At 44.6% G+C, this 12,324-nt stretch carries 11 protein-coding genes; all 11 read left to right on the forward strand.

Annotation, left to right across the window (positions count from 1 at the left end; all coding sequences use genetic code 11):
• The 11 genes from GSY63_RS11140 to GSY63_RS11190 all read left to right on the forward strand — a co-directional run bounded on the left by GSY63_RS11140 (position 1) and on the right by GSY63_RS11190 (position 12,283).
• On the forward strand, positions 1-921 hold the full coding sequence (locus GSY63_RS11140) for a sugar phosphate isomerase/epimerase family protein (protein WP_166585879.1): 921 nt from the start codon (positions 1-3) through the stop codon (positions 919-921).
• Between the two features lie 100 nt (positions 922-1,021).
• Positions 1,022-1,621 carry a gluconate 2-dehydrogenase subunit 3 family protein gene (locus tag GSY63_RS11145; protein WP_166585880.1) on the forward strand — a complete coding sequence of 200 codons (600 nt, stop codon included), beginning with the start codon at positions 1,022-1,024 and terminating at the stop codon, positions 1,619-1,621.
• Positions 1,608-3,326, forward strand: coding sequence for a GMC oxidoreductase (locus GSY63_RS11150; RefSeq protein WP_166585881.1), 1,719 nt, complete (start codon positions 1,608-1,610; stop codon positions 3,324-3,326). Before GSY63_RS11145 ends, GSY63_RS11150 begins: the two co-directional genes overlap by 14 nt.
• Positions 3,327-3,455: 129 nt before the next feature.
• Entirely contained in the window at positions 3,456-5,138 is a 1,683-nt protein-coding gene (locus GSY63_RS11155; RefSeq protein WP_166585882.1) for a GMC oxidoreductase, read from the forward strand.
• A gap of 25 nt (positions 5,139-5,163) precedes the next feature.
• Entirely contained in the window at positions 5,164-6,597 is a 1,434-nt protein-coding gene (locus GSY63_RS11160) for a Gfo/Idh/MocA family oxidoreductase (protein ID WP_166585883.1), read from the forward strand.
• A 49-nt stretch (positions 6,598-6,646) separates the two neighbouring features.
• Positions 6,647-7,216, forward strand: coding sequence for a gluconate 2-dehydrogenase subunit 3 family protein (locus tag GSY63_RS11165; protein WP_166585884.1), 570 nt, complete (start codon positions 6,647-6,649; stop codon positions 7,214-7,216).
• 167 nt (positions 7,217-7,383) lie between these two features.
• Positions 7,384-8,535 (forward strand): Gfo/Idh/MocA family protein, encoded by a 1,152-nt coding sequence (locus GSY63_RS11170; RefSeq protein WP_243749210.1) that lies wholly within the window; start codon positions 7,384-7,386, stop codon positions 8,533-8,535.
• Positions 8,536-8,550: 15 nt separating this feature from the next.
• Entirely contained in the window at positions 8,551-9,603 is a 1,053-nt protein-coding gene (locus tag GSY63_RS11175) for a sugar phosphate isomerase/epimerase family protein (protein WP_166585885.1), read from the forward strand.
• Positions 9,604-9,625: 22 nt separating this feature from the next.
• Positions 9,626-10,075 (forward strand): c-type cytochrome, encoded by a 450-nt coding sequence (locus GSY63_RS11180; RefSeq protein ID WP_166585886.1) that lies wholly within the window; start codon positions 9,626-9,628, stop codon positions 10,073-10,075.
• A gap of 27 nt (positions 10,076-10,102) precedes the next feature.
• On the forward strand, positions 10,103-11,356 hold the full coding sequence (locus GSY63_RS11185; protein ID WP_166585887.1) for a nucleoside permease: 1,254 nt from the start codon (positions 10,103-10,105) through the stop codon (positions 11,354-11,356).
• 42 nt (positions 11,357-11,398) lie between these two features.
• On the forward strand, positions 11,399-12,283 hold the full coding sequence (locus tag GSY63_RS11190; protein WP_166585888.1) for a hydroxypyruvate isomerase family protein: 885 nt from the start codon (positions 11,399-11,401) through the stop codon (positions 12,281-12,283).
• Positions 12,284-12,324: the final 41 nt, after the last annotated feature.

Consider the following 12,324-nt stretch of genomic DNA (forward strand, 5'->3'; position numbering starts at 1 on the left):
ATGAATTCATCACGCAGAACATTTATAAAAACCGGTGCGTTGGCTATTGCCGGCACAGCGTTATTAAAAGATAGCCTGTTTGCTTCGGCAGCAGGGAAAGAATTGGTTGGCTTACAACTATACTCGGTACGCGAAGCCATGAAGGCCGACCCGGCCGGAACGCTTAAACAATTGGCCGATGGTGGCTATCGCTATATAGAACATGCTGGCTATGCCGATGGCAAGTTCTATGGCTATACCCCGGCAGAGTTTAAAAAACTGATGGAAGGCCTTGGTTTAAAAATGCCAAGCGGCCACAGCCGCATGGGGGCCGAAGATTGGGACACCGTTAAGAATGACTTTACTGATACCTGGAAAAAGACAATAGCCGACAGCGCTGAAGTAGGCCAGCATTTTGTGCTAAGCCCCTGGCTGGATGAAAATCTGCGCAGCGACACAGAAGGCCTTAAGCGGCTGATGCAACAGTTTAATAAATGCGGCGAGCTATGCAAAACATACGGTATGAAGTTTGGATACCATAACCACAACTTTGAGTTTACCACTAAGATGGGCGACGGCAACCTTTACGATTTTATTCTACAGAATACCGACCCGGCATTGGTTGCACAACAAATGGATTTTGGAAACATGATAGGCGCAGGTGCTAAACCGATTTACTATTTAAAAAAATATCCCGGAAGATTTGAATTATTGCACGTAAAAGACGAGATTAGGAGCAGCGGAAAGGGCGACCTTGGTGATGGGTACGACAGTTGTTTGCTTGGAGAAGGTATAATGCCTATGCAAGAGATACTTACGCTGGCGCGCAAATCGGGAGGGACCACACATTTCATGATAGAACAGGAATCGTACCAGGGAAAAGACCCGGTTGATTGTGTAAAAAAAGATTTACAAATCATGAAAAAGTGGGGTTACGTTTAAGTCCTTTTAAAATAAATGTAACTTGCACATGTATAACCTAGGTGCATTTTAGCGTTAGCTAAGAAGTTAATTATTAATACCAATTATAACTATTGATTTGATGGACAGGCGTACTGTTATAAAAAATCTGGCTCTTGTTATTGGCGGTGCTGCACTGTTGCCATCTTGTTTGCACGAAACAGGTAAAGCATCTATCGCCCTTAAAAAAATTAATGTAAGTGCCGATCAGGAGAAATTTTTGGCTGATGTTGCCGAAACCATTATCCCTAAAACCACAACCCCGGGGGCTAAAGATCTGAGCCTGCATTTGTTTGTTTTGAAAATGGTTGACGATTGCTTTAGCAAAAACGATCAGGATGCATTTATGTCTGGTTTAGATAAGCTAAAGGCTGATGCCGAAACCCGCTTTGGTAAATCATTTGGCGAAGCAAGCCAGGCGCAGCGCGAAAGCTTGCTGAACGAACTCGAGAAAAAACAGGCCGAAAATCAAAAAGCCCAAGGTAAAAACGCAAAAAAACCGGCTGATGCAGATGACAGGCTTACGTTTTACGGCATTACCAAAGGCGAAACCATTTACGGTTATACCAATTCTAAATATTTTATGACCAAGGAAATCGTATACGAGCTGGTTCCTGGCCGTTACAATCCCGATTATCCTGCTAAAAACTTTAAAGCTACTTTAAAACATGGCTTATCTTAATACTGACAGCGCCAAGCAAAACACCTTTGATGCTATTATCATAGGTTCGGGAATGAGCGGTGGATGGGCTGCCAAAGAATTTACCGAGAAAGGCCTGAACACTCTGATGTTAGAGCGTGGCCGCGATGTAAAGCATCTCAAAGATTACCCCACTACTAATATGTATCCCTGGGAGTTTGAGCATCGGGGCGAAGTACCTTACGATATTCAACAAGCTAACCCGGTTATAAGCCGTTGCTATGCTTACCGTGAGGATGCAATGCACTTTTTTGTGAAAGATACGGAGCATCCTTATGTACAGGATAAACCCTTCGACTGGATTCGCGGATACCAGGTTGGTGGTAAATCACTAATGTGGGCACGCCAAACCCAACGTTGGAGCGAATACGATTTTGAAGGCCCGGCGCGCGATGGTTTCGCCGTAGACTGGCCAATTCGTTACAAAGACCTTGCACCCTGGTATAGTTATGTAGAGAAATTTGCGGGTATATCTGGCAATAAAGATGGTTTAGACAACCTGCCCGATGGCGAGTTTCTACCAGCTTTTCCGTTGAACAGTGTCGAAAGGCATTTCAGCAAAGTGGTGAGTGGTAATTATACCGGCAGAAATGTGATCAGCGCACGGTGCGCCCATTTATCTGTGCCGCAGCCAATCCATACCGAACAGGGTAGAGTGATGTGTCAGAAGAGAATTCTTTGTCAGCGTGGTTGCCCGTTTGGTGGTTATTTCAGTGCCAACTCAACCGTTATTCCCTGGGCGTTAAAAACAGGTAAACTTACGTTGAGACCGCACTCTGTGGTACAAGAGGTAATCTTCGATGATAAAAAAGGCAAAGCTACCGGCGTGCGTATTATGGATACCGAAACAAAACAGGTTATGGAGTACTATGCCAAAGTTATATTTGTTAACGCTGCGGCTATTAATACTAACCTGGTATTGCTTAACTCTAAATCGCAGCGTTTCCCTAACGGATTGGGTAATGATAGCGGCGTTTTGGGTAAATACGTAGCTTTCCATAATTATAGTGCCCGCATCTCGGCCGAGTACGATGGTGACATGGACCTGATGACCGATGGCCGCAACCCGGCGGGAGGTGGCTATATTCCGAGGTTCCGTAACGTTAAAAAGCAAGAAACGAACTTTTTACGTGGTTATGCAGCAGGTTTCAGCGCATCACGTTGGGCCCACAGCGACGAAAGTGGCGTAGGCAAATCTTTAAAAGATAATCTTAGTAACCCTTCGTTAACTAACTGGAAAGTTGGCTCACACATGATGGGCGAGACTATACCTAAAAAATCGAACACGGTTACTTTAGATCCGAATCAAAAGGATGCCTGGGGCGTACCGTTGTTAAAGTTCAATATCTCTTACGATGATAACGATGCTAAAATGAAGCAGGATTATTTTGAACAGATGACAGAGATGTTCACCAAAGCCGGTTTCAAAAACATCCAAACCTATGATAGCAAACAGGCTCCTGGTCTCGACATACACGAAATGGGTGGGGTGCGCATGGGTAACGATCCAAAAACATCTATGTTGAACAAATGGAACCAGATGCATGCCTGTAATAACGTATTTGTTACAGACGGTGCCTGTATGACATCAACATCGACGCAAAACCCTTCGCTAACTTATATGGCACTTACCGCAAGGGCGGTAGACTATGCCGTAAGCGAAATGAAAAAGGGTAATATTACATAGTTTAAATATAAATAGCTTCATTGTGTGAGAAAAACACAATGAAGTATTTATATGAAATAAAAAATTTCATACATTAGGCGGGGCTAACCAAATTGGTGGCCTTAATAACCAAATTATACCTCTCTTTTTATGTCAGCTAACAATACTTATGATGCAATAGTTGTTGGATCGGGAATCTCCGGCGGATGGGCAGCTAAAGAACTTACCGAAAAGGGCTTAAAAACGCTGATGCTTGAGCGCGGACGCAATATTGAGCACATTAAGGATTATGTAAACGCCAACAAGGCACCGTGGGAGTTTGAACACCGCGGCGGGCGTACCCAAAAAATGATCGAAGACCACCCGGTTTTAAAACGCGACTACGTGTTAACCGAGGTTAACGAAGATTATTGGGTTAACGAGAAGGAAAGCCCTTACGTTGAAGAAAAACCTTTCGACTGGTTCCGTGGATACCACGTGGGCGGCCGCTCACTAATGTGGGGCAGGCAATCATACCGCTGGCACGACAGCGATTTTGAAGCCAACTTAAAAGATGGCGTAGCTGTTGACTGGCCAATCCGTTATGCCGACCTGGCACCATGGTATAGCTATGTAGAGAAATTTGCTGGTATCTCTGGTAACCGTGATGGGGTGCCTATCCTTCCAGATGGCGACTTTATGCCGGCTATGGATATGAACATAGTAGAGAAAGATGTATCTGCACGTTTAAAAGCATACTACAAAGGTAACCGCCATATGATCATTGGTCGTACGGCTAACATTACCGTTCCGCACGAAGGTCGTACTAATTGCCAATACCGCAACAAATGCTGGTTAGGTTGTCCGTTCGGCGCATACTTCAGCACGCAATCTGCTACTTTACCTGCCGCTACCAAAACCGGTAACCTTACATTACGTCCGTGGAGCATTGTAACCAAGGTATTGTACGATAAAGACACTAAAAAAGCTAAAGGGGTAGAGGTACTGGATGCCGAAACCAACAAAACTTACGAATACTATGCTAAGGTTATTTTCCTTAACGCATCAACAATAAATACTGCCTGGATTCTGCAAAACTCAGCTACCGACATTTGGCCGGATGGTTTGGGCAGCAGCAGCGGTCAGTTAGGCCACAACCTGATGGACCACCACTTAGGTGTTGGCGCATCTGGTATTGTTGAGGGTTATGAAGATAAATATACTTTCGGGCGCCGTGCAAACGGTATCTATATACCACGTTACCGCAACCTGGATGGCGATAAACGCGATTACATCCGTGGATTTGGTTACCAGGGTGGTGCAGGCCGCGAAAGATGGAGCCGCGATATCCCTGAATTAAACTTAGGTGGCGAATTTAAAGATGCCTTGGGCGAACCAGGCGGCTGGACAATGGGTATCGGTGGCTTCGGCGAAACGTTGCCTTACCACGATAACCGCGTTTACCTGGATAAAACCAAAAAAGATAAATGGGGCTTACCTGTACCGGTTATTAACGCCGTTATTAAAGATAACGAAACCAAAATGCGTATCGATATGGCTAACGATGCCAAAGAGATGCTTGAGGCTGCAGGTGTTAAAAACGTGAACATCTACAATACGGAAGCCGTTCTTGGTAAAGGTATCCACGAAATGGGTACTGCGCGCATGGGCCGCGATCCTAAATCATCTGTACTAAACGGATGGAATCAGGTTTGGGATGCGCAAAACGTATTCGTAACCGACGGTGCTGCCATGACATCGGCTGCTTGCCAAAACCCATCGCTTACTTATATGGCATTAACAGCCCGCGCTGCTAATCATGCTGTTGAAGAATTAAAGAAAGGTAACATTTAATAGCTACTTAAAATTCATCCAACCAATGGACAATAAACCCGAAGAGAAGCAACAAAATACATCCTCTCGTCGCGATTTTCTTAAAACCGGTGCGCTAGCCGCAGCCGGTTTCATGATAGTTCCGCGCTATGTACTGGGTGGTAAAGGATTCACTGCACCAAGCGATCGTTTGGTAATTGCCAGTGTAGGTGTGGGTGGAAAAGGTGAGAGCGATATTGCAAACTTTTACAAAAGCGGAAAAGCCGAGATCGCTTTCCTGTGCGATGTGGACGACCGCCGCGCAGCAAAAACGGTGTCTAATTTCCCTAAAGCGAAATACTATAAAGACTGGCGCGAAATGTACGACAAAGAGCACAAGAACTTTGATGCTGTGTCTGTTTCAACTCCTGATCATAACCATGCCATCATAACTTATCATGCCATGCAGCTGGGTAAGCACGTTTACGTGCAAAAACCGCTAACTCACGATATTTATGAAGCCCGTATGCTTACCGAGGCTGCTAAAAAATATAAGGTAGTTACTCAAATGGGTAACCAGGGTGCATCTAACGATGGTACCCGCCAGCTATCCGAGTGGTACGATGCAGGCGAAATTGGTGATGTACATACCATTTACTGCTGGACAAACCGACCTGTTTGGCCGCAAGGTATCCAATGGCCTACCACTAAATCGGATGTGCCTAAGGAATTAAACTGGGACTTGTGGTTAGGAACTGCACCATACAAAGATTATGTAGATAAACTGGTTCCGTTTAACTGGCGAGGCTGGTGGGATTACGGTACCGGCGCATTAGGCGATATGGGCTGCCACTTAGTTGAGGCGCCATTCCGTGTGCTTGATTTAAAGTATGTTAAAAGTGTGCAGGCCAGCGTTGGTAGCGTATATGTAGACGAATTTAAAAAAGGCGTTTTCCCTGAAAGCTGCCCGCCATCGAGCCATATTACCTTAACTTTCCCTAAAACCGCAAAAACCCAGGGCGATGTAACCATGCACTGGATGGATGGTGGTATACAACCCGAAAGACCAGATGAACTTGGCCCTAACGAAAAATGGGGTGGTGAAGACGGTAACGGAACATTGTTTATCGGCACCAAGGGTAAAATGTTTGCAAGTACTTATTCGCAAGCAGCAACGCTGTTACCAAAATCGCGTACTGCAGAAGCTAAGGCACCACAAAAATGGGCTCGCGTACCCGGACAGGCTGACGGCCACTATGCACAGTGGGTTGAGGCTTCAATCGCTGGTTATGGTAAAAAAGAATTAAGTTCTTCATTTGAAGTTGCCGGTCCGCTTACCGAGGCATTGTTGATGGCAAATCTTGCCGTTCGCGGTCACGATCTGCCAGGCGGTCAGCTCAAGTACGAGTGGGATAATACTGCTATGAAAGTGAGCAACTTTGATGCGGTGAACAAATATGTAAAACGCGAATACCGCCAGGGCTGGAACCTGGGTGCGTAATTAATTAAAAAAACTCAATAACCAAATAACATAGTAACCAAATAAAACTATGAACAGAAGAGAAGCTATTGAAAGAGTGGCATGGATACTGGGAGGAACAGTTATCGGTGCAGAATTCTTTTTGTCGGGTTGTAAACCTTCAGCCGGTAAGGTTGAAGACCTTTTTGATAAAGATCACGTAGCCTTTTTAAACGAGGTTGCAGATACTATTTTACCTAAAACCAACACCCCTGGTGCTAAAGAAGCTAAGGTTGGCGAGTTTATGGGTGTAATGGTACGCGACTGCTATACTGCCGATGACCAGAAAATATTCTTAGATGGTCTGGGTAAAATAGATGAGGCTGCTGACAAAAAATTCAGTGTCAAATTTATGCAGGCAGATGTTAAACAGCGTACCGCTGTGTTGGCTGATCTGGATAAAGAGCAGGCTGCTTACACCAAAACCAAAAAGAAAGAAGATCCAAACCATTTTTACTATATGATTAAGCAGTTAACGCTGTTGGGCTACTTTACTTCCGAGGTAGGTTGTACCCAGGCATTGCGTTATCTGCCTGTACCGGGTAAATTTGACGGTAACTATCCTTACAAAAAAGGCGACAAGGCCTGGGCGTTAGCATAGTAGCCGGATCAATATTTCGTCATTGCGAGGAACGAAGCAATCCCCTATAAACAGAGCCGCTCTGTATAGTTTGGGATTGCTTCGTTCCTCGCAATGACGGGGTTGTAATAATTGCTACCTTGCAAATAAGGTATGCGACCAAACAAATAGGAACTTTAACTTTACGAATGAAACTAAGATTAGGAATGATCGGCGGCGGACAAGGGGCTTTTATAGGCGCCGTACACCGCATTGCCGCACGTATAGATGGTGAATATGAATTGGTTTGCGGCGCTTTCAGCAGCGACCCGTTAAAAGGGAAAGCTAGTGGTGTAGCCTTAGGGTTAGACGAAAGCCGCATCTACGGTTCATATAAAGAACTGATCGAAAAGGAAAAACAACTGCCGGAAGATCAGCGTGTGCAGGTGATCAGCATCGTTACGCCGAATCACGTACACTTCGAGCCATCTAAAATGGCTTTAGAGAATGGTTTCCATGTGGTTTTAGATAAACCGATGACCTTTTCGCTCGATGAAGCCAAACAGCTGAAAACTGTAGTAGAAAGCACAGGCAAACTGTTTTGCCTTACTCATACTTACACCGGCTATCCGATGGTGAAAGAAGCTAAACAGCTGATCAAATCGGGTAAACTCGGTAAGATCCGCAAAGTTTATGTTTCTTACCCTCAAGGCTGGTTAAGTGAATTTTTAGAAGGCGCTGATAACAAACAAGCATCTTGGCGTACAGATCCGGGTAAAAGCGGAATAGCAGGTGCTATGGGCGATATCGGTACCCATGCCTTTAACCTTGCCGAATATGTTACGGGGTTAAGCGTATCGCACATGTGTGCTGATATAAACGTTGTGGTACCAGGCCGCAAACTGGACGACGACGGTGCTGTATTATTGAAGTTTGACGGCGGCGCAAGCGGTGTGTTAATAGCCACCCAAATTGCAGCCGGTGAAGAAAATAACGTACGCATCAGCGTATCAGGCGAAAAAGGCAGCTTAGAATGGCAGCAGGTTGATTGCAACTCGCTTATCGTTCGCTGGCCTGATAAACCTGCCGAAATTTATCGCACGGGCGGCGGCTACACTAGTAGCTACGCTCAGCACAATACCCGCACTCCGGCTGGTCATCCTGAAGGCTACCTCGAAGCATTTGCCAACTTGTACCGAAACTTTGCGCTTACCGTTAAGGCAGGTTTGGAAGGTACAGAAGCACAGCCCGAGTGGCTCGACTATCCGGGCGTTGAAGAAGGCGTACGTGGCATGGCGTTTACAGAAAATGTAATTGCCTCGGGTAAATCAGATCAGAAGTGGACACCCTTTACAATTTAAAATACCAATATACCTATGGTAACCATAAAAGGACCTGCATTATTTATAGCACAATTTATAGGCGACAAAGCGCCTTTTAACGATCTTAAATCAATTGCCGAATGGGCAGGCAGTTTAGGATATAAAGGTTTACAGTTGCCAACCGGCGACGCCCGTTTCATCGATCTGCAAAAAGCTGCTGAAAGCAAAACTTATGCGGATGAGATCAAAGGCATTGTAAACGCAGCCGGTTTAGAAATTACCGAACTATCTACCCACATTCAAGGTCAGTTGGTGGCGGTTAATCCGGTTTATGACGATCTGTTTGATGGTTTTGCACCAGAAGCTTATCGTAAAAATCCGAAGGCACGCCAGGAGTGGGCCGTTCAGCAGGTAAAATACGCTGCTAAAGCTTCGCAAAATTTAGGTTTGGCAGCAAGCGTAACTTTCAGCGGTGCATTTGCATGGCCATTTATGTACCCATGGCCACAACGCCCTGCGGGTATGGTTGATGCGGCTTTTACCGAATTGGCAAAACGCTGGACACCAATCTTGAACTATTACGATGAACAGGGCATAGACCTTTGCTACGAGATACACGCAGGTGAAGACCTGCACGATGGTGTCACGTACGAAATGTTCCTCGAAAAGGTAAACAATCACTCAAGAGCTAACTTATTATATGATCCATCGCACTTTGTGTTGCAATGCCTGGATTACCTGGAATATATCGATATCTATCACGAACGTATTAAAATGATGCACGTTAAAGATGCCGAGTTTAACCCAACGGGTCGCCAGGGTGTGTACGGTGGCTACCAGAACTGGATAGACCGTGCAGGCCGTTTCCGCTCTTTGGGCGACGGACAAGTTGACTTTAAATCTATTTTCAGTAAATTGGCTCAGTACGATTTTCCGGGATGGGCTGTATTGGAGTGGGAGTGCGCTCTAAAACACCCCGAAGATGGCGCCCGCGAAGGAGCACAGTTTATAAAAGACCACATCATACACGTAACTGATCGTGTTTTTGATGATTTTGCTGCATCGGGAATCGATGCTTCGTTAAACAATAAAATATTAGGAATCTAACTCAACAAACTAACAATCAAAAATGAAGAAGACATTTAGCATTTTAACATTAGCTGCATTTTGTACAATAATGGCTGCCTGCGGTGGTGGCTCTCAATCAGATAAAGTTAGCGCCGATTCTACTGTTGCAACTGACCAGGCTGCAGTAGCTCAAAGCTCTAGCGCAGCACAAGATACCGCTGGTAGCACAGGTGCCGAAAAAACTGGAGGAGGCGTAGCCTCATCATCAAAAGGTGCTGAGCTGATCTCTAAATCAGATTGCTTAAGCTGCCACAAAGAGCACGACAAATTGGTTGGCCCTGCTTATGCAGACGTTGCTAAAAAATATACATCGGCTGATATTGATAAACTGGCTGATAAAGTAATTAAAGGTGGTTCTGGCAGTTTTGGCGATGTGCCAATGAGCGCACACCCTTCATTATCTGTTGATGATGCTAAAGAAATGGTTTCGTACATACTTACCATTAAATAAACCAAACTAACCGATTAAACCTATTTTATGAACCTGAATGTTAAACTGAGACTTTCCGTCATGATGTTCCTGGAGTTTTTTATCTGGGGCGCATGGTTCGTGACGTTAGGTACTTATTTGCTTACAAATCTTAAAACCTCTGCTACAGAAGTTGGAGTAGCCTTTTTAACCCAATCTATTGGTGCTATCGTAGCTCCATTTATCATTGGATTAATTGCAGACAAATTCTTTTCGGCACAAAAAATATTAGGTGTATTGCACATTATTGGTGCAATATTGCTTTGGATGGCTTCAAGCGCTCCAAACTTTGCAGCCTTTTATCCTTATGTGTTGATTTACATGATTGTTTATATGCCTACGCTGGCACTGGTTAACTCTATTTCGTTCCGTCAGATGACCAACCCGAGCAAAGAGTTTCCGCCGATTCGTGTACTGGGTACTTTAGGTTGGATTATCGCGGGTTTTACTATCGGCTGGTTAGGCTGGGAGAAAAACGGCACGCTCGATCTAACTTTCAAAACTGCGGCAGTAGCTTCTTTAATTTTAGGTTTGTTCAGCTTTACTTTACCTAAAACTCCTCCGGTTAAAAAGGATAGTGCCACTACTATCAGCGATATTTTAGGTTTGGATGCAATTAAGTTATTAAAGAACCGCTCTTATCTGGTGTTCTTTTTAGCTTCAGTTGCCATCTGTATCCCATTGGCGTTTTATTACAATTTCACAAACCCTTTCTTAAACGAAGTTGGTATGCAAGGCGCTGCCGGTAAACAAGCTTTCGGACAGGTTTCTGAATTGTTGTTTATGGTGCTGATGCCTTTCTTCTTTGTAAGGTTAGGTGTTAAGAAAATGCTGGCGTTTGGTATGGCTGCGTGGGTACTACGTTATGTATTCTTTGCCTACGGTAATATCGACAGTAACTATTGGATGCTGATTGCCGGTATCGTTATGCACGGAATCTGCTACGATTTCTTCTTCGTAACTGGCCAGATTTATACTGATAACCTGGCTGGTGAGCGCTTTAAAAGTGCCGCACAAGGCTTCATCACACTGGCAACTTATGGCGTAGGTATGTTGATTGGTTTCCTGATCTCAGGCCCGATTGTGGATTCTTACAAAACAGGCGACAATGCACACAACTGGTTCCATGTTTGGTTAATTCCTGCAGGTATCGCAGGTGTGGTGTTAGTGTTTTTCCTGCTACTATTCCGCGATAGAACAAATATGGCTACCAATCCGAAGCTTGATCTGGACGAACCCAAAGACATGACATTGGAAGTTTAATTAAACCAATTGTTAATAAACCATTCTATAATTAAAAATACAATGCAACACGACCGCAGATCGGCTATTAAAAATATATTGGCAGGCACCGCAGCTTTGTCGGCTGCCGGGATGTTGGCCCCATTTACCTCAGAAGCCGAAGCTATGGAACACGATGCACCATTAAAAGGAAACATTAACCATTCGGCTTGTTGGTGGGTTTACCAGAGTTTCGGATTGGAGAAACTTTGTGTGGAGTTTAAAAAGATCGGTATAAAAGGTATCGACCTGTTGAACCCAACGCAATGGCCAATTATCCAGAAATATGGTATCGACTCGCCGATGTGTAACGGTGCCGAAATAAGCTTGACCGAAGGTTTCAACGATAAAAAATATCACGAAACGCTGATCAAAAATTATTCGGAAATGATACCGTTGGTAGGCAAGGCCGGCTATAAAAACCTCATCTGCTTTAGCGGCAGTCGCCGCGGTATGAGCGATGAGGAAGGCTGGAACAACTGTGTTACCGGCTTAAAGCAACTGATACCACTAGCAGAGAAACACAAAGTAACGTTGGTAATGGAATTGCTGAATAGCAAAAAAGACCATAAGGATTACCAATGCGACCGTACCTGGTGGGGTGCAGAACTGGCTGAAAAGCTTGGTTCAGACAACTTTAAACTGTTGTACGATATTTACCACATGCAAATAGATGAAGGCGATATCATCACCAACATTAACCAGTATCATAAATACATTGCGCATTATCATACCGGTGGCGTACCGGGCCGTAATGAGATAGATGACACACAGGAGTTATATTATCCGGCTATTATGAAGGCTATTGTGGCTACCGGCTATAAAGGGTATGTAGCACAGGAGTTTACACCGAAGAACCCGGATAAGTTAGCTGCTTTGCGCAAATGCGTTCAGATTTGCGACGTGTAATCTACAACCCAATTGAACTCGAGTATAAACTAAAATTATAA

The sequence above is a fragment of the Mucilaginibacter agri genome (assembly GCF_009928685.1).
GTDB classification, from domain to species: Bacteria; Bacteroidota; Bacteroidia; order Sphingobacteriales; family Sphingobacteriaceae; genus Mucilaginibacter; species Mucilaginibacter agri.

Coding starts and splice junctions, on each gene's coding strand:
- GSY63_RS11140 (WP_166585879.1), top strand. CDS start 1: ATGAATTCATCACGCAGAACATTTATAAAAACCGGTGCGTTGGCTATT.
- GSY63_RS11145 (WP_166585880.1), top strand. CDS start 1,022: ATGGACAGGCGTACTGTTATAAAAAATCTGGCTCTTGTTATTGGCGGT.
- GSY63_RS11150 (WP_166585881.1), top strand. CDS start 1,608: ATGGCTTATCTTAATACTGACAGCGCCAAGCAAAACACCTTTGATGCT.
- GSY63_RS11155 (WP_166585882.1), top strand. CDS start 3,456: ATGTCAGCTAACAATACTTATGATGCAATAGTTGTTGGATCGGGAATC.
- GSY63_RS11160 (WP_166585883.1), top strand. CDS start 5,164: ATGGACAATAAACCCGAAGAGAAGCAACAAAATACATCCTCTCGTCGC.
- GSY63_RS11165 (WP_166585884.1), top strand. CDS start 6,647: ATGAACAGAAGAGAAGCTATTGAAAGAGTGGCATGGATACTGGGAGGA.
- GSY63_RS11170 (WP_243749210.1), top strand. CDS start 7,384: ATGAAACTAAGATTAGGAATGATCGGCGGCGGACAAGGGGCTTTTATA.
- GSY63_RS11175 (WP_166585885.1), top strand. CDS start 8,551: ATGGTAACCATAAAAGGACCTGCATTATTTATAGCACAATTTATAGGC.
- GSY63_RS11180 (WP_166585886.1), top strand. CDS start 9,626: ATGAAGAAGACATTTAGCATTTTAACATTAGCTGCATTTTGTACAATA.
- GSY63_RS11185 (WP_166585887.1), top strand. CDS start 10,103: ATGAACCTGAATGTTAAACTGAGACTTTCCGTCATGATGTTCCTGGAG.
- GSY63_RS11190 (WP_166585888.1), top strand. CDS start 11,399: ATGCAACACGACCGCAGATCGGCTATTAAAAATATATTGGCAGGCACC.